Origin of the sequence: Kribbella sp. CA-253562 (genome assembly GCF_050942265.1) — a bacterium.
GTDB lineage: Bacteria > Actinomycetota > Actinomycetes > Propionibacteriales > Kribbellaceae > Kribbella.
This window is the reverse complement of record NZ_CP192049.1, coordinates 862,295-879,449: the sequence shown is the minus strand read 5'-3', so window position 1 is coordinate 879,449 and position 17,155 is coordinate 862,295. Positions and strand designations below refer to the sequence as shown.

The window sequence follows — 17,155 nt, the reverse complement described above, 5'->3', positions numbered from 1 at the left end:
GGCAATTGATGACAAACGATGAGCGCATTCTTGTCAGAGTCCGCGGGTTGTGGGTTCGAGTCCACGGGCCTACCGCGTCTGACAGGGCCTCACCCTTGGCCTCAGCCTCTGTCCGAGGCCGTTGTCCGTGGCCCTGCCCGTGCTCGCCTCGCTGCTGTGGCCCGGAAACCCGACCGTGGGGAGCTGACGACTTCCGGCTCGGTTTCTGCCCGTAACCTCGAATCGGCCACTCGTACGGCGGAAGGTGCTGATGGCTCAGCTGTGGCGCACTTTTGGTGATTTGGTCCCGGTGCTGATTCTGGTCGTCGCCGCGCTGGCGGTGACGATTCCTCTCATCGCACGGACGTCGCCGCGGCGCCGCAGGACCGTCTTCAGCGTGCTTTACGCCGGCTGGGCGATCTGCGTCGGGGCTGTCACTCTCGCGCCGGCTGCCGGTCAGCGGGGACGGGCCGTGGAGCTCGTCCCGTTCCAGAGCATCGTCACGCTGCTTACCGACTCGGTGTCGTGGGAAGTCGCTGCCGCACAGATCGGCGGCAACGTCTTGCTGTTCGTACCGCTTGGCGTGCTGCTGGAGGCGCAGCGGCCCAGCAGTTCGGTTGCGCGTCGGGTGAAGCGAGCCGGACTGATCGCTTCTGGCGCGGCGGTCGGCATCGAGTTGGTTCAGTACGCCGTCGGCTTCGGACGTGTTGCCTCGATCGATGATGTGATCCTCGCAGTCGCCGGCGCTCTCGTCGGGTCACTCTTGATCGCGGCTCTGCTGGCCGCGAGGTCTGCCGTCACACCGGCCGATGTCTCTCGGTGAATCCGCTGACGGCCACCGCTGCACTGGCGGCATCGAGACCCCTTGGCAGTGCGACCACCGTTCGCACGTGACGTATCAAGAATTGGCATGACGGGCTCTGGCTTCTTCGTCGTGCTTGGCGTTGCGGTCCGGCCGCGGTGAGTTCAGGCACCGCGGCCGGCGTACGCGAGGTTCAGCAGCAGCAACAGGGGATGGCGGCCGACGGGGAGCCCGCGGATGCGGCTGGGGTGTTTTCGACGATTCGGACTACGAGGGACTTCGACGGGATGTTGCGCCAGTCGCGGAGGGACAGTAGGTACATGCCGGGTGGGAGGATGCCGCGGTTGGGTTCGATGGTGAGGTGTTTGCGGGTCCATGTGGTCGTCGCGACGACCGGGATCTCCACCGAGCGCTGGTTCGGGTCTGACGCGTGGGTGACGGAGGTCAGGCGTTGCAGCGAGGCGCCCGTGACTGACGCGGGGCCGGTGAAGTCGACGCCGTAGGTTCCGCCGAGCTTCAGGGTCGGGGCGAGGTTTGTGATGGTCGGGCGCGTCACGCCGGCCTGGAGGTACCAGGGCTTGTAGATCTCGAAGCGGGTCTCGACCAGGTCTCCGGGTGGTGCGGTGGTGCCCATGGTGAGGACCGAGCCGTCCTTCAGGAGCATGCAGGAGCTGTGGTACATCCGGGGCACGGTGGGGCTGGCGAGCTGTTCCCAGGCGGTCGCGCCGGCCGGGAGCCGTGCTGCTTGCAGGCGTGGTTTCGTGTTGTGGTCGGCGCCGCCGGCAACGAACGCGGAGCGGTCGGGCAGGATCGTCGCGCAGCTGTGCATGGCGGCGAAGCCGAGGTACGGGCCGGTGGTGAATTTGTGGCTTGCCGCGTTCATGTCGACGGTGGCGGTGGTCCCTGTGGTGCCGGCTCCGCAGCCGCCGCCGATGATCATCACCTTCTGTGCCTGGGCGGGGTGGAGAAGCAGCGTCGCGGCCTGGTCCCGGCAGTCCGGGTAGACCAGACCGGGGATCGGGTAGTACGCGTTGGTCGCCCAGTTCCAGCACCCCGGTACGGCGCCCGCGCGGCCGCCCATGTTCGCGCCGAAGTAGCACAGGGTGCCGTTCTTCCTGAGCACCATTCCGGCGTACAGGGGAAAGATCCGGCTGCCGGGAAGCTTGCTCCAGGCACCAGTGGTGGCGTTGTAGAGCTCGTTGGTCGCGGTGACCTTGCCGTTCGCGTCCAGCCCGCTGACGACGACGGGGTTGCCGACGGCGTTGACCGGACCGTTCGGGTACCAGCGGGCGACGCTCATCAAGCCGGTGGACGTGAACGTCCCGGTGGCTTCGTCGAACGCGTACGACTCGCGGATCCCCGTGTAGTACAGGCCGCCGCCGGCGTAGCGGCCGGTGCCGCCGAAGAACAGCACCCGGCCGTCAGGCAGGTGGGAGTGACCTGAGCAGAACAGGTCGATCCCGGCCGGCATGGGGATCTCGTGGGGACACGTCCCCGGGGTGGTGGGGTCCCACAGCCAGGTCTTGAAGACCTTTTGCTCGAAGAACGTCCTGCTGTTGCCCGATCCGGCGGTCATCAGGACCTTGCCGGACTTCGTCATGCTGGCATGGATCGGATTGACCTTGTAGTTGTTGACGGTGCAGTCGGCAACCACCGACCACGACCCAGCGGTGGCAGCCGCGGCGGCCTGCCGGGTGGCGCGCACCGGTTCTTTCTCTGCGGCCGTGTGGACGTGCTCGGGCGAATAGGCGCCGTTCGGATCCGTCAGCATGCGGCTGATGCACGAGCCGAGGTCGGCGGCCGGGGTCGTGTTGCAGGTGACGCCTCGGGTGGTCGGCGCTGGAGCTGGTGGCGGCGGTACGACGGCCGCTTCGACGACGGAGTTGGCGGTCGCGGTGCTGAGCATCGAGACGAGCACGGCCAGGGCGGCGACGGTGGCCGCGGCCCGTTTGTGGTGGCGCGCAGGCCAGTGACGTCCCCCGGCAGGTTTGTTGTTCGCGGCAACGGGCTTGTTCTGCGGGCAGGCAGGAGCCAATCGTTTGTTCATGTGGAGCCCCCCATAACGCTGTGCCGAAACCTCGGCTAATCAGCACGATGCGGGCAAACCACCAGAAGTTGCGGTGAGGCGGGGGGTGCGTACGGCGTCGTGGACGGCGCCTATGGGCGCGGCCGGTTCGTTCAAGGAGTGACAGTGATCTGTCGGGCGACTTCCAGGACTCGGTCCAGGGACAGCGGGGCGTCGGGCATGTCGGCGTGTTCCGGACGGTACGCCAGGCTGGAGACAGAGACGCCGGTGCCGTCGGGCTTCACCAGGGTGACGCTGTAGCAATGGCCGACGGTGTTCGGAACGATGCTGCTGCGCAGGTAGGCGGTCGACCCGTCCGGGAACTGCTCGATCCGGGTGCACGGCTCGACGCTGCTTCCGGGAGTGCAGGGCAACCGCCACGCGCCGGGAGCGCCGACTGCGATGTGCACCGTGATTCGACCGAGCTCGGGGTACGTCCGCTCGGCGCCGGCTGTCACCCGGCGTCCCTCGAGCGCGTACTCGAAGTCGAACAATCGGGACCGGTCATCGAGCTCCGGGATCAGCCGTACGACCTCCTCCAGTAAGGCCCTCGATCGCTCTGTCGATCGGCTGACGCTCGTCGACTCAGGGAGGCCGACGCGCAGAGACAACATCGGCGACGTACCGGCCATCCGTTCGACGATCCTGCCTGCGGCGAGGCGGTAGAGGGCCACACCCTGGCGCGGAAGAAGCAGCCCGGGCGCCGGAGCGCCGGACAGCTCCGCTCGGCGAATGCCCTGCAGCGTCCAAGCGACCGCGACCTTGTCTGCCTCCGCAACCAGCTCCACGATGCTGACCCGCAGATCAGGAACACCGGCCATGGCGGACGCCAAGTCCTGCTTGACACCTGTCGACGGTCCGCCACCGGGATCGAAATAGTCCGCGGCGTAGAACTCGTGGAGGCGGTGGAACTCGCGCTGGTTGAAGATCACCTCGTACGAGTCGCGCACAATCGCCTTGTTCTCTTCCACGTCCCCTCCCCGCTAGCTGCTGATCTTGAGCTCCTCCGACGTCGCCAGCTCGGCCAGCTGCTGGGTGGTGAACACCGGTTGCGTCAGCGGCGCTCGCCCTGGGTTGTCACTCTTCTTGGTCTGCGCGAGATACACAACAGTGCCGTCGTCGTACCGGTACGCCGCCCACTGGTCGTAGTCGCCGCGGCCCGTGGTGGTCACCACGCCGACCTTCTTGCCGTCGACGTTCACGACGGTGCAACTGCCGGCGCCGAACTTCTGCGCCAGCTTGCAGGGATCCGTCGCCGGTTTCCCGTCGGGCGTGGTCGACTGCGCCAGCAGCAGACCGACGCGGTCGTCCTTCTGCACCGGGATGATGGCCCTGTACTCCCAATAGTCCCGCTCGCCGTCGCTGGACGCGTACTGGCTCTGCGGCCATCTCATCGCGCGACCGTCGGGGTACTTCAGGTCCGGCGTGCTGAACCCCGGCGGTACTGCGGCGCTCAAGTCCCGCATCAGCGTCACGGACCGATCCGCGCGCGGACCCGCGGTCGCCGTACGGTCCGACTGGCCCTCCGGCCATGGATCACCGGACTTCCGCGTTGTCGTCGGCGCCACGCTGGAGATCGGCTGCGTGGTGCTCGCCGCCCCGGAGTCCGCCGACTGGTTGTCGAGGTAGTTCGTGACCAGTACGGGGCCGACGCCGACGCCGGCCACCAGCGTTGCGACGCCGACTGCGGCCCACGTCACCCTGCGCCGCTTGCGGGCCCGGCGGGCCTGGTCGAGAGCACGCGCGGGATCCATCGACGGCGGTGGACTGCTGCGCACCATCACGTCGTGCAGTGCCTCGTTGAGTTCCTCTTCCTTCATCGAACCCTCTCCTCCTCGAGCAGCCCCCGCAGCGTTGCCAGCCCGCGCGCGGCCTGGCTCTTCACGTTTCCGGCCGAGCAGTCGAGCAGCGCGGCCGTCTGCTCGACGGACTGGTCCTCCCAATACCGCAGGACCAGTACGGCGCGCTGCCGCGGCGGCACCTTCACGAGTGCCTCCAGCAACACGAGGCGTTCCTCGGCGAAGTCCGCCGACGGCGTCGCTCGATCGGCCGGCGGGGACCCGACCGACTCGTGCCGGAACCACCCCCGGCGCCGTTCGGACAGGAACGTACGGACGAGGGTCTGCCGGGTGTAGTTGTCCATCGACTCGTGCTTCTGGATCCGGCGCCACACCAGGTAGAGCTTCGTGAACGTCTGCTGAACCAGGTCCTCCGCGCGATGCCAGTCGCCACACAGCAGGTAGGCCGTGCCGCGCATCGCGTCGGAACGCGCCGCGAAATAGGCCTCGAACGCGGCGTCCCGGTCACTCATCTGTTCTCCCCATCCCCTGGTACCGGGTTAGACACGCCTGCGAGGGAGAAGTTGGTTGCATCCGGGGATGGAATTCTCGTCCCGCTCGCAGCGGATGACGATTCGCCGAGCCGGACCAAGGGATCACGGACGACAGTGATCCACGCGAACAGAGTTCGCTAGCTGGCTTCCCACACGTACGGGCACACCGAGCATCGGTGCTCCGGGCCGTGGCCCGCGGGCCGGCGGCAGATGTGCTGGTCGTGGGCGCTGACGCCCTCCAGCGTCATCTCGGACGTCTGGCCGCACGTCTGCATGCCCTGGGCGTGGGCGCCTGTTCCCTCGGTCACGGTGAAAATCCTACCGTTGCAAGGTCCACGACACGCGAGTCACCGGGCCGTGAGTTGAACACCTGAGTCGAAACGGTTCAGGCTGTCTGTTTCGACGGCGACTGTGCGAAGGGCTGCGTCATGGGTGACGGATCGTTGTTCTATCGGCCGAGGAGCCCGCTGACGAGCACGATCCGTGCGTACCTGGGTGGACCGTCGCCGAGCCGCAGGGGTGACCCGGCGCTGCGTTTCGGTCCCGACGGGGTCGAGCATCACGAGTCGTACGGACGCCGGCCCACGACTCGGCTCGAGTGGAAGGACGTCCGTGCGGTGGCGGTTCTGCCCGGACCGATCGAGGGTCGTCGGGCTTTGTGCGTGTACCCGTTTCAGGACCTGCCGCTGCCTGATCGCCTGTCCAGCGAGCTGTGGACCGGGACCGGGGCGGGGCTCGCGATGGCCTTCACGCACTGGTTCGGCACGCCGATCGCAGTCCATTGGCATCATGTCCGCGGCCCGTCGCTGACGAAGCTGGCTCAGCGGCTGCCGGCCTGGACCGAAGGGCGGATCGGTCTGACTTCGGTGCGCCCGGGCTGAGCAAGCTCCTCAGCGGCCGAACGCCCAGGCGACCATCAGTGGGAATTCGGCCTGCCAGAACGGGTCGCCGTGGTCTCCGGGGCGTTCGGTCAGTACGACGTCCGCGCCGGCATCGCGCAGGGCGTCCGCCCAGCGGGTGGCGTTCTCGAGGAACCACGGCTCCTGGGTTCCGCCGACCAGGTAGGCGCGCGGGAGAGGGCTCGGCAGCTCCTCGGGCGGGCGATAGCCGCCGCCGGGCGAGGCGGCGAGGACCGCGCCGTACAGGTCCGGATGCCGAAGCCCCAGGGCGAGGGCGAGTTCCGCGCTGGCCGAGACGCCGTACACCGCGGTGCGTTCGGCGGGCAGCGCGACGTCGAAGCGCGAGCGCACCCAAGCACGGACGTCGTTGACGAAGAAGCTTTCGTGGGCCGCGAACTGTTGTTCGTCGAACGACGGGGAGTACTCGCGGATGCGCGCCATCTCGTCCGGATCGTCCGTGCGGTGGGCGGCGACGATCATCGTGGGCGGTCCGTCGGCCGCCTCGAGGTCACCGCCCCACTGCGAGATCAGCTGGCCGTCGCCGGCGAACACGACGGCCTCGGGTGGAGCCGGTGGCACGTAGACCGTGACCTGCCGGCCGCCGTCGTACTCGAACGTCTCGGTGACGAGCTCGCCCGCGATGGGATCAGTACGAGCTGATTCGGCGTCCATGGGTCACACCTCGGTCTCTCAGGCTGCTCCGAGCAGAGTGGGCAGTTCGGCGAACGACGTGATGGTCGGGCCCGTCCAGGCCGGGTCGCTGTCGGCGTGTTCGGTCGTGCGGATGACGTGCATGCCGAGCGACGCCGCTGCCGGCAGTTCGTCGTCGCAACCGTCCGCGACATAGACGCACTCGGTGGGATCCACGCCGAGCGCCTCGCAGGCCGCGAGGTAGATCGCGGCTTCCGGTTTGGCGGCCCCGACCTCGGCGGAGAAGGCGGTCGTCTCGAAGTACGGCGAAAGACCGCTGTCGGGCCAGTGCAGCTGGGTTTCGGAGGTGATGTTGCTGACCAGCCCGGTGCGCCATCCAAGCGTTCGCAGCTCGGCGAGCGCGCTCACCGTCGAGGCGGGCGCGGCCGCGAGGAGCCGGCGCGCAAGGGCGCGCCGCAGCTCGGTTGCCCGGCGGATCTGCTCGTCGCTCGGCTGTCCTCCGCTGCGGCGGGCGAGCTCCCGTAGCGTGCTGGGCAGATCCCCGAACGCACCGGTGAAACGCTCGTACGCCGTCGCCGCGAACGCGCCCGCGAACGCCTCGGGCTGCACGCCGAGAATCTCGGCCATCTCCCGGTTCACCACTCCGCGCTCGGCGTCGCCCCCGGGAACGAGCGTGCTGAACAGGTCCACGATCAACGCACGGCGCATACCCGGCAACCTACCCTGTACGCCGGCTACGCGGAGGTCGCCGCCTGTTCGGGCAGCCTCGCGGGGATGTCCTTGCGGGACGAGATTCCGAGCTTGCTGAAGACCTTGCGCAGGTGCCAGTCGACGGTGTGCGGGCTGAGGAACAGGCGCGCGCCGATCTCGGCGTTGGTCAGGCCGTCGGCGGCCAGGCGGGCGATCTGGGACTCCTGGTCGGTGAGCGACGGAGCAGTCGCCACGACCGGCCTGCGGACCCTGGTGCCGGTGACCTGCAGCGCCTGGCGGGCGCGGTCGGCGAACGCGTCGGCGCCGAACCGGGTCAGCATCGTGTGGGCCGTCTCGAGTTGCTCACGAGCGTCGGTACGCCGGTCCTGCCGGGCGAGCCATTCGCCGTACAGGAGGTGAGCGCGGGCGAGATTGACGCGGACCCGCGTTCGGGACAGGTGCTCGATCGCCTTGCGATAAAGGGTTTCGGCGGCAGCGCCCTCGGTCACCAGCGCACGCGAACGGGCCTCGATGCCCAGCGCCCAATCCGTCCCGCCGGCCTGGGTCGTCGACCGAAGCTGGTCGAAGGTGGCGGCCGCGAGCTCCGGTGCACCGCTTCTGGTGGCCGCTTCGACGAGCTCGGCCAGCGCCCATCGCGGCGCGCCGAACTCCTGCTGGTGAGGGACGGCGGCTTGGGCCGCGGCGACGGCGTCCTCGTACCGCCCGAGACCGTTGCAGAGAACCGCGTCATGGCAGTGCGCGACCGTGACGCCGAGGCCTTGGCCGTACAGGGTGAACTCGCTGACCGTGGCGTCGATCAGCGCGCGGGCTTCGCTCTCGCGACCCCGGACGGCTGCCAGCGCAAGCGCCCCGAACGGCGGCTGGATGCTGCCGATCGCCGCGCTCACCGTCCTCACCTCCTCGATCACCGAAGCGGCCGTCGCCAGCTCACCGGCGAAAACGTGCACGACGGCGGAGGAGTCGAGCGCCAACGGGAGCTCGCTGAGCGCACCGGCCTCGCGGATGATCGCGACGTGCCGGGCCGCGACCAGCCGCCAGCGGTCGAGGTCCCACAGATCCGCCGCGATGACGCCCGCCAACAAGAGCCAGCGCAGCGATTCCTGGACGGGTACCTCGTCGTTGCAGAGCGCCGTGAGGACTCGCTCGATCGCCGGCACCGTCGTGGCGTACCCGTCGGTCAACCGCACGGCGAGTGCGTCGAGCAGCTGGTCGGACGCGCGCAGAACCTCCGCGGGCGGCGCCCCACGCGCGGCCTCGCCCACCTCGTGCCATCCGGGACTGCGGGCCAGGTGCCCGGCGAAGATCACCGCCGACACCAGCTCCAGGTAGGTCTCCCGCGCAAAGGCCACGTCGAGCCGCTCGAGCCGGCGCGCCGCGCCCAGCAGCAGCGGAGGCGCTTCCCCGCCGCGCCCCTGAGCGAACGCGATCCCGGCCCGCAGGACGTCGATTCGTGCGCGCGTGAGCTCGTCGGGCCGCCCGTCCGTCGCCGTCGCGAGCAGCGCGGCCGCCGGCTCGAACGCGCCGGCCCGGAACTTCGCCCCGGCGGCCTGCAGCGCACGCTGCGAGCGGCGTACGGGATCTTGGGTCAGTTCCGACGCGCGCTCCAGAAAAGCGGCCACCGCGGCGATGCCGCCACGCGCCTGGGCCCGCTCGGCCGAACCCTCGAGTTCCACGGCAACGGTCTCGTCGGGGCCGGACGCGGCCTGCGCGCGGTGCCAGGCCCGGCGCTCCGGGTCGATCTCGGGATCGATCGACAACGCCAGCGCCCGATGCACCTCGCGGCGTTCTTCCGCCGACGCCGCCCGGTACGCCGCCGAACGCACCAGCGGATGCCGAAAGCTCACCGTGGCGCCAATGGTCAGCAACTCCGAGGCGCCGGACACCGCCGGCTCCAGGTCGACGCCCAGCCGCTGAGCCGCACGCCGCAACAACCGCACGTCCCCGACCGGCTCGGCGGCCGCGGTGATCACCAGCCGCCGGCTGTCGGCCGGCAGCGACTCGACGCGGCGGAGAAACTCCCGTTCGATCTGGCTCGACAACGGCCGCGCCTCCGGATTCCCGAAGCCTCCGGCCAGTTCCGCCGCGGTCGACCCGCGGGGCAGTTCGAGCAGGGCCAGTGGGTTGCCGCGCGCCTCGACCACGATGCGGTCGCGCACCCGCCGGTCGAGCGGCCCGCTGACGACCGAGTCGAGCAGTGCCCGGGAGTCGCGTTCGAGCAGGCCCTTCACTGTCAGCTCGGGCAGGCCGGCCAGCGCCTGTTCGGGGGCGGGCTCGCGAACGGCGAAGACCATCAGGACCGATTCCGCCAGCAGCCGCCGGGCGACGAACGCCAGCGTCAGCGCCGAGGCCTGATCGAGCCACTGCGCGTCGTCGACGAGGCAGACCAGCGGCTGGTTCCCGCCGGCGTCCGCGAGCAGGCTCAGCACGGCCAGGCCGACGAGGAACCGGTCGGGTGCGTTGCCGGCCCGCAGGCCGAAGGCAGTGGCGAGCGCGTCGCGTTGGGGCCCGGGCAGCTGGTCGATCCCGGCGAGCAGCGGGGCGCAGAGCTGATGCAGACCGGCGTACGACAGTTCCATCTCGGACTGGATCCCGGCGGCCCGCACGGTGCGGCATCCGGTCGAACGTTCGAGCAGGTATCTCAGCAGTTCGGTCTTGCCGATCCCCGCCTCACCGCGGAGCACCAGAGCACCGCTGCGCCCGGCCCTGGCGCCTTCCAACAGGTCGTCCAGAACCCGACACTCGTCTCGACGCCCTACCAGCCCGGCGTTCGAACGGCTCGGCGCCACCGTCCGAGCGTACGCCGGTCACGGCTCGGCTCGACAGACTCTTTTGCCGCAAGCCGGTTCCCGGAAAATCAGCGGCGGGTGTCCACGGCCACCGTTAGAGTGGACGCATGCAATACCTGTACTTCGTCTGATTCCTCCCAGGAGTCGCGGGTTGTCGGCATTCGGCCGCGCCCCGGCAGCGTCAGTGCTGCCTTCTTCGCGCGCTACTGCGCGCCTGCTGCGACTCCTGTCTCTCGGTGTTCATCCGTTGTCGCGACCGAGAAGTGGAATCTGATGAAGAACATGTCTGGTTTTCAGGCTGTCCTGGTTGATCTAGTGCGGGCTCCGGGTGGGCGAACGGTGCTGGACGGCGTCAGTCAGTCCGTCGCGCTGGGCGAACGGATCGGAGTGATCGGCGAGAACGGGTCGGGCAAGTCGACCTTGCTGAAGGTGCTCGCCGGGGTCGATGTCCCTGATGGCGGGCAGGTGCGCACGCACGTGCCCGGCGGGATCGGCTACCTGCCGCAGACCCCGGAGCTGCCGCCCGGCGACACCGTCCAGGACGCCGTCGACGACGCCTTGGCGGAGTTGCGTGCGCTCGAGGCGCAGCTGCGCGCCGCGGAGGAGGAACTCGCCGCCGAGCCGGCCGAGTTGGACGAAGTACTCCAGCGGTACGGCGACCTGGTGGAAGCCTTCGAGGCGCGCGACGGCTACGCGGCCGACGCGCGGGTCGAAGCGGCGATGCACGGGCTCGGCCTGGCCGGTATCGGGCGTGACCGGTTGCTGGGGTCGCTGTCCGGCGGCGAGCAGTGCCGGCTGGGACTGGCCTGCATTCTCGCGGCGTCGCCGCAGTTGCTGCTGCTCGACGAGCCGACCAACCATCTCGACGCCGCCGCGCTCGAGTGGCTGGAGGAGCGGCTGCGCGCGCATCCCGGCAGCGTGGTTGTCGTCTCGCACGATCGGGTGTTCCTCGAACGGGTCACCACCGCCCTGTGGGAGGTGGACGCCGAGCAGCACACCGTCGTACGGCATGGCAACGGTTACGCGGGCTATCTGCAGGCCAGGCAGGCGGCGAGGCTGCGCTGGGAGCAGGAGTACGAGGAGTGGCAGCAGGAGACGGCCCGGCAGAAGGACCTGGCCAGGAAGGCCGCGAACACCCTCGCCTCGGGACCGCGCCCGGACGCCGAGGCAGCCGGGCGTCACCAGCGCAGCGTGGAGAAGCAGATCTCCGCGCGCGTCCGCCAGGCCAAGGAGCGGCTCCGGCGGCTGAAGGAGAACCCGGTCCCCCGGCCGCCGGCGCCGATGCGGTTCACGGCCAAGCCCCAGGGCGGCGCCGCGAAGGGCACGCTCGCCGATCTTCACCAGGTCCGCGTCGACGGCCGCCTCGAGGTCCGCAGTCTGGAGATCAAGACCGGCGACCGGCTGCACATCGTCGGCCCGAACGGCGCCGGCAAGACGACGCTGCTGCGCGTCCTGGCCGGTGATCTCACACCGGACCGAGGCGACGTACGACGTCCCGCCCGGATCGGCTGGCTCCCGCAGCAAACGGTCGTCACGAAGCCGGCCGAACCGCTGCTCAAGGCCTACGCCCAAGGCCTCCCCGGTACGCCGGACGAACACCGCGGCGCGCTGCTCGGCCTCGGCCTGTTCCGCCCGCACGACCTGGACACCCCGGTCGGCAACCTGTCGACCGGGCAGCTCCGCCGCCTCGACCTTGCCCGCCTGCTGCGACGTCCCGTCGACCTCATGCTGCTGGACGAACCCACCAACCACCTGTCCCCGGCGCTGGTCGAGGACCTGGAGAACGCCCTGTCCACGTATCAAGGAGCCCTGGTCATCGTGTCCCACGACCGCATGCTCGCCCGCCGCTTCCAGGGCGAGACGCTCGAACTGCGCGACGGCCGGCTCGCGGCCTGACCGCTCTTTCGGTCCGGCAACACCCGCTCGCTATCTATTGACTTTCGATCGATAGTGAGCGATCTTCAATGCATGACGACGCTTCCTCGCAGACTGACGACCCTTGTCACGCGGCCACTGGTCGCCGTACTGGCTGTCACGGTGGTGATCGCCGGCGCCGGTACGGCGGCCGCCAAGGACTGGCTGCCGATTTTCCAGACCCAGCAGGTGGCACCGGTGAGCCTGAGCGCGGCCGATCTGGTGGCCCTGCCCGACCTCCGGGCGTACGGCGACGTCGCCGTGACGGGCGCGAACGGCGTCCGCGAGGTGAAGGACGCGACTGCCGCCGGGGTGCAGTCGGGTCTGGACGTGCCGGAGGTCAGCAAGCTGCCCAGCGGTGTGACCGGCAACCCGTCGTACCAGGTGGGTGGGAAGGTGAGCGTGAGCTTCACCTTCTCGGCGGCCCGCGCCGAGCAGGCGGCGGACAAGGCCGGGGAGAAGTTGCCGGCGCCGCCCGCGGGGCTGGACGGGCAGCCGATCCGGCTCGACGCGGGCCCGGGCGTCGCGCAGGTGTGGAAGTCGGCGAGCGGTGCGCCGGCGCTGCTGGTCGGCCGCGCGATCGCGCCCACGGCCCACTCGACGGGCATCGAGTTCGCGACGGCCCGCGACTACCTGCTGTCGTTGCCGGGCATCCCGGCGGACGTCGCGGCCAAGCTGCGGGCGTTCGGTGGGGACGGGTCGACGTTGCCGCTGCCGGTCCCGGCTGAGCAGGTGAAGAGCTCGACGGCGAAGGTGAACGGGCATCAGGCAACGGTTCTGACCACCCGCGACCGGGCTGTCTCGGCGGTCGTGTGGGTGTCCGACGGCGTGGTCACCGCCGTGGCCGGCTCGCTGGACAAGGACGAGGTCCTGGACGTCGCCCGGAGCCTGCGCTGAACGCCATCGATGCCGTGAGCAACGAAACCCGTACGCCGGCCGAACCGGCCGCGCAGCCGGTCGTCCGGTGTTCGGGGTTGCGCAAGCGGTACGGGAAGCGCACGGCGGTCGAGGACGTGTCGCTCGAGGTCTCCCGCGGCGAGATCGTCGGACTGCTCGGCCCGAACGGCGCCGGCAAGACGACCGTGATCAAGATGATGCTCGGCCTGGTCACGCCGGACGCCGGGGAGGCGCTGCTGCTCGGCCGGCCCGCCGGCGATCCCGCCGCGCGGGCCCGCGTCGGCTACCTGCCCGAGCTGTTCCGCTACCAGCCCTGGCTGAGTGCTGCCGAAGTCCTGGCCTTGCACGTCAAACTCGCCCGTGCCGACGTCTCCGCTCAGGAGCGGCACGAGTGCCTCGAACTCGTGGGCCTGGGGCAACGAGTGCGCGACCGGGTCGGCGGCTTCTCCAAAGGCATGCAGCAACGGCTCGGTTTGGCCGTCGCGCTGGTCGCCCGGCCGGAGTTCGTGATCCTGGACGAGCCGACCAGCGCGCTCGACCCGCTCGGCCGGGCCGACGTGCGCGACATCGTCCTGGAGCTGAAGTCGCGTCAGGTCGCCGTACTGCTCAACTCGCACCTGATCGGCGAGGTCGAGCGGGTCTGCGACCGGGTGGTCATCCTCGACCGGGGCAGCGTCGCCGCGGCCGGCTCGCTGGCCGAGCTGCTCGGACAGCGCGAGCTTCGTCTCCACCTCACCGGGGTCACTCCCGCAGCCACCGCGAGGCTGGCCGAAACCACCGTGCTCGACCACACCGGCGACTGGATCACCGTCGCCCTGCCCGCCGACGACGACACCATCGTTCCCGCGCTGATCAGCGATCTGGCCGGTCTGGGCGTCAAGATCCACGCCGTCGAGCCGGGCCGCATCACCCTGGAAGAACGTCTCCTCGGAATCCTGCGCAAGGCGGACCAATGAGCACTGTCCTCACCATCACCGGCCTGACCCTGCGCGAGGCCTCGCGCCGCCGGGTGATGCTTGCCCTCGGCATCCTGACCGTTCTGCTGCTCGCCTTGTCCGCTTGGGGCTTCTCGCGCCTGGCGGCGGAGTCCGGCGGCACGATGACGTCCGGCGAGGCGCGCCTGACGGCGTCGATCCTGCTCAATCTGGTGATGTTCGGCTTCAGCCTGATCGCCGCGCTGGGCACCGCGTTCCTCACCGGCCCGACCTTGGCCGGCGAGACCGAGTCCGGGATCGCGTTGACCGTCCTGGCCCGACCGGTACGCCGATCCGCCTTCCTGCTGGGCAAGTGGCTCGGACTGGTCACCTTCGGCGGCGGGTTCGTCGTACTGGCGGGGCTGGCGCAGTGCCTGGTCGTCTGGATCACGGTCGGCTACTGGCCACCCAACCCCGCCGGCGCACTCGCCCTGCTGGCCGCGCAAACCACCGTGTTGCTGACGCTCGCCGTGCTGCTGTCGACAGCGATCTCGCCCATGGCGTCGGGAGTTGTTGCCGTAGGTCTCTTCGGTACGACGTGGGTGGCGGGCGTGGTCGGCGGCCTCGGCGCGTCCCTCGGCAACGAGGCGATCGCCCGGATCGGCACGCTGTCGCGCATCTTCCTGCCCACCGACGGCTTGTGGCGCGGCGCGATGCACGCCTTCCAGGACCCGTCGGCGCTGATGCAGTTCGGCGACGGCGACGGCGAGGCTTTCCCGTTCCTCGGCGCCGCTCCGCTGACGCCCGCCTACCTGGTCTGGGTCGTGGTCTGGGTCGCGATGCTGTGGTCGCTGGCGGCGCTGTCGTTCAGCCGCAAGGACCTCTGACGATCCGTTGATGGACTTCGTGGTGGGGCGTCCGGTACGGTCGTTCGTGCGTGGCCGGGGCCGCGTCGAGACTCGCCGGAAGGCTGGAAGCCACCCCACTGCGTTGTCCACCGCGTTCCTTGGCCCGTGCGAGTCCGGGCGCGAGAGGACGCGCTGTGAGATATCTGCCTGACAAACCGAGCCTGGGATTCCTGCGTCGCGAGGCCAAGGACCTGCTGGCCGCCCTGCGTGAGTCGTCGCCGACGGCGACACTGGCCGACGCGCAACGCGCGTTGGCCGTCGAGTACGGGCTGCGCGAGTGGGCCGAGCTGAGAAGCGAAGTCGAGCGCCGCGCGGCCGGCGTACCGGTGCCGCCGGAAGGACTTGCCGAGGCCTTGGCCGACGCCTTCGGTCTCGGAGTGCTGGTCGCCCCGGCGGCGCCGGTTTCCTTCACGCCGATGGGCCGCTGCTGGTCGCTCACCACCGATCGGGGGCGCTGGCTGGCCGTCACCGTCTACCCCTGGATCACCAACGAGCAAGCCGAACGGGGAGCGCGCCTCCGCGATGCCGCGGTCGGGGCCGGATTGTGCGCGCCGACGCCGGTCCGCAGCCCTTCCGGCCGCCTGATCGAGTCCGTCCAGGACGGGAACTGGCGGGTCCACGAATGGATCGAGGTCGGGCCGTCGCCGGTCCTTCCGGCACCTGCCGCGATCGCCCGTCAGGTCGGTTCGGCGTACGGGACGCTGCATTCGCTCGCGCTTCCGGCTGACTCGCCGGTCCACTGGTACGTCACCACGCGGAAGTCGGACGCCGAGTGGCAGGACCTGCTGAGCAGGGCGCGGGCGGCCCGCAAGCCCTGGGCTGACCAACTCGCGCGGACTTTGCCGGTCCTGGCGGAGCTGCGCACGATCGATGCCGACCTCGACGCCGACCTCATCCTGTGCAACAGCAACCTCATCCCCGAGCACGTCCGGATCGGCCACCAGGACCAACTGGTGATCACCGAGTGGGACTTCGCCGGCTCCCTGCCCGCCACGCAGGAAGTCGGCGTCGCCCTGGGGCAGTGGGCCCTGCGCCCACACCTCAACGTCGAAGCAGCGAAGGCTTTCCGGCGCGGCTACACCGAGACGGCCGGCACGTGGCCGGACTTGGACCTGTCGTCCTTCGCCGTCGCCACGACGGCGTACCTGAACTGGACGTACAACACCATCTGCGAAGCCATCGACCCCTCGGACGCCGACCAGGCCGACGTCTCCGAACGCGGCACGCTCGACCTGCTCGACCGCCCGATGACCCGCGCCGGACTACACCAGTTGCTCGCAGCGATCGACAGCTGAAGCGTTTGATCGGTGGTCAGGGCCTCGAAGACTGCTGCGATGGGTTTTGACTGGCTTGGAATGTGCGGGCTGCCGGGGATCGGTTGCATGTGCAGCGGGAGATCCTGCACCACGGCGCGGAGATCGCGTTGCTGCGGGATCTCTACCGCGACCGGTTACTCGCCTAGTTCCTCGAAGAGGGTGAGCTGGATGCCGCCGGGGGTTTCCAGGCGGGCGTTGAGGGAGTTCCACGGCGTACGGGTGGGTGGGGCAATCAGGTTCGCGCCGGCTTCGGTGAGGGTGTGGGTGGTGCCGGTCGCGTCGGTGACCTCGAGGGCGACGCGGAACTGGCCGGCGACGCGGCGGCCGACCTCGACGTCGTCGATGTAGGCGGCGTGGTTCGGGTCGGTGATCTCCAGCGTCGCGCGGCCCGCGTTGAGGATCGTCACGCTGCCGTTCTCGGAGGTGTAGGCCTCCTCTTCGGTCAGGCCGAGGACGTCGCGGTAGAACGCGACCGCCTCCGCGTAGTCGGGCGCCGTGACCACCAGTCGCAGTTGCTTGATCTGCTCGCTCATTTGCCGATTGTCGCCCCGGAAAGGGCGACCGCAGGCATAAACGGCCGAAATTGCTCACCCCGGATCTTGCGCTGGGCAATCACTGTGCGAAACCGGCCGGCGCAGGGTCGAGCAGGTGCGGCCCATCACCGGGATCCACGGCAGGCAAGGGATTACCCGCAAGTGGGTGCTTGAACGGTGACAATGATGCGTTCGCTTGACAACGCAGCGTGAAATCCGGCCCTTGTGCGGTGGTGAAAGCCGGTGCTGTCATGACGTCGGCGATCCGCCACTGCCAATGGGAGGAAAGATGATGGAGAAGAAGGCCGAGAACAAGCCGGAGCCGCGCAAGATCATGGTGCGCAAGCTGGAGAAGCTCGAGACGACCGCGATGATCATCGCGGACCCGGGCTGCCGCAACGAGCTCTGCGGCTAAGGGTGTGTCGCTCGATCCCGCGCAGTAGACGCG

The 17,155-nt window shown here is 69.6% G+C and carries 17 protein-coding genes; 8 read left to right on the top strand and 9 right to left on the bottom strand.

All coding sequences use genetic code 11. The features are described 5' to 3' along the window. The first annotated feature begins 250 nt into the window (after positions 1-250). Positions 251-802: a VanZ family protein gene (locus ACQPXM_RS04220; protein WP_432944937.1), complete on the top strand. Its 552-nt coding sequence runs from the start codon at positions 251-253 to the stop codon at positions 800-802. Between the two features lie 172 nt (positions 803-974). Here the strand turns inward: ACQPXM_RS04220 and ACQPXM_RS04215 are convergent, their stop codons facing one another. The 5 genes from ACQPXM_RS04215 to ACQPXM_RS04195 all read right to left on the bottom strand — a co-directional run bounded on the left by ACQPXM_RS04215 (position 975) and on the right by ACQPXM_RS04195 (position 5,486). Next, complete coding sequence (locus tag ACQPXM_RS04215) at positions 975-2,828, bottom strand: galactose oxidase-like domain-containing protein (protein ID WP_432944935.1); 1,854 nt, start codon at positions 2,826-2,828, stop codon at positions 975-977. Between the two features lie 131 nt (positions 2,829-2,959). Then, positions 2,960-3,817: an ester cyclase gene (locus ACQPXM_RS04210; protein ID WP_432944933.1), complete on the bottom strand. Its 858-nt coding sequence runs from the start codon at positions 3,815-3,817 to the stop codon at positions 2,960-2,962. A gap of 12 nt (positions 3,818-3,829) precedes the next feature. After that, positions 3,830-4,666, bottom strand: a complete 837-nt coding sequence (locus ACQPXM_RS04205) for a hypothetical protein (RefSeq protein WP_432944931.1) — start codon at positions 4,664-4,666, stop codon at positions 3,830-3,832. Next, the gene (locus tag ACQPXM_RS04200; protein WP_432944929.1) at positions 4,663-5,157 is read right to left on the bottom strand and encodes a SigE family RNA polymerase sigma factor; all 495 of its coding nucleotides are present in this window, start codon (positions 5,155-5,157) and stop codon (positions 4,663-4,665) included. The genes ACQPXM_RS04205 and ACQPXM_RS04200 overlap by 4 nt, the downstream gene beginning before the upstream one ends. A 158-nt stretch (positions 5,158-5,315) precedes the next feature. Then, positions 5,316-5,486 carry a hypothetical protein gene (locus ACQPXM_RS04195; RefSeq protein ID WP_432944927.1) on the bottom strand — a complete coding sequence of 57 codons (171 nt, stop codon included), beginning with the start codon at positions 5,484-5,486 and terminating at the stop codon, positions 5,316-5,318. Positions 5,487-5,795: 309 nt separating this feature from the next. On the opposite strand from ACQPXM_RS04195, the gene ACQPXM_RS04190 reads away from it, so the two are divergent. Further along, a complete protein-coding gene (locus ACQPXM_RS04190) occupies positions 5,796-6,059 on the top strand; it encodes a hypothetical protein (protein WP_432944925.1) in 264 nt (87 codons plus the stop codon). A gap of 9 nt (positions 6,060-6,068) precedes the next feature. Here ACQPXM_RS04190 and ACQPXM_RS04185 read toward each other — a convergent pair whose 3' ends face one another. From ACQPXM_RS04185 to ACQPXM_RS04175, 3 genes are read right to left on the bottom strand one after another with little or no spacing between them, the layout of a single operon-like run. Beyond that, complete coding sequence (locus ACQPXM_RS04185; RefSeq protein ID WP_432944923.1) at positions 6,069-6,749, bottom strand: alpha/beta hydrolase; 681 nt, start codon at positions 6,747-6,749, stop codon at positions 6,069-6,071. 18 nt (positions 6,750-6,767) lie between these two features. Next, positions 6,768-7,436 (bottom strand): HAD family hydrolase, encoded by a 669-nt coding sequence (locus tag ACQPXM_RS04180; RefSeq protein WP_432944921.1) that lies wholly within the window; start codon positions 7,434-7,436, stop codon positions 6,768-6,770. 26 nt (positions 7,437-7,462) lie between these two features. Then, positions 7,463-10,225 (bottom strand): ATP-binding protein, encoded by a 2,763-nt coding sequence (locus tag ACQPXM_RS04175; protein ID WP_432944919.1) that lies wholly within the window; start codon positions 10,223-10,225, stop codon positions 7,463-7,465. 282 nt (positions 10,226-10,507) lie between these two features. Here ACQPXM_RS04175 and abc-f point away from each other — a divergent pair, with 282 nt between their 5' ends. From abc-f to ACQPXM_RS04150, 5 genes are all read left to right on the top strand, one after another. Further along, a complete protein-coding gene (gene abc-f, locus ACQPXM_RS04170) occupies positions 10,508-12,121 on the top strand; it encodes a ribosomal protection-like ABC-F family protein (RefSeq protein WP_432950941.1) in 1,614 nt (537 codons plus the stop codon). Between the two features lie 72 nt (positions 12,122-12,193). Next, complete coding sequence (locus ACQPXM_RS04165) at positions 12,194-13,036, top strand: hypothetical protein (RefSeq protein WP_432944917.1); 843 nt, start codon at positions 12,194-12,196, stop codon at positions 13,034-13,036. Positions 13,037-13,050: 14 nt separating this feature from the next. After that, entirely contained in the window at positions 13,051-13,992 is a 942-nt protein-coding gene (locus ACQPXM_RS04160; RefSeq protein ID WP_432944915.1) for an ABC transporter ATP-binding protein, read from the top strand. Further along, positions 13,989-14,837, top strand: a complete 849-nt coding sequence (locus ACQPXM_RS04155; protein ID WP_432944913.1) for an ABC transporter permease — start codon at positions 13,989-13,991, stop codon at positions 14,835-14,837. The genes ACQPXM_RS04160 and ACQPXM_RS04155 overlap by 4 nt, the downstream gene beginning before the upstream one ends. 155 nt (positions 14,838-14,992) lie before the next feature. Continuing rightward, positions 14,993-16,153 carry a hypothetical protein gene (locus ACQPXM_RS04150; RefSeq protein ID WP_432944911.1) on the top strand — a complete coding sequence of 387 codons (1,161 nt, stop codon included), beginning with the start codon at positions 14,993-14,995 and terminating at the stop codon, positions 16,151-16,153. A 155-nt stretch (positions 16,154-16,308) separates the two neighbouring features. On the opposite strand, the gene ACQPXM_RS04145 is transcribed toward ACQPXM_RS04150, so the two are convergent. Further along, positions 16,309-16,707, bottom strand: coding sequence for a VOC family protein (locus tag ACQPXM_RS04145; RefSeq protein WP_077017611.1), 399 nt, complete (start codon positions 16,705-16,707; stop codon positions 16,309-16,311). A gap of 289 nt (positions 16,708-16,996) precedes the next feature. Here ACQPXM_RS04145 and ACQPXM_RS04140 point away from each other — a divergent pair, with 289 nt between their 5' ends. Further along, positions 16,997-17,122, top strand: a complete 126-nt coding sequence (locus ACQPXM_RS04140; protein WP_432944909.1) for a hypothetical protein — start codon at positions 16,997-16,999, stop codon at positions 17,120-17,122. The last annotated feature ends 33 nt before the right edge of the window (positions 17,123-17,155 follow it).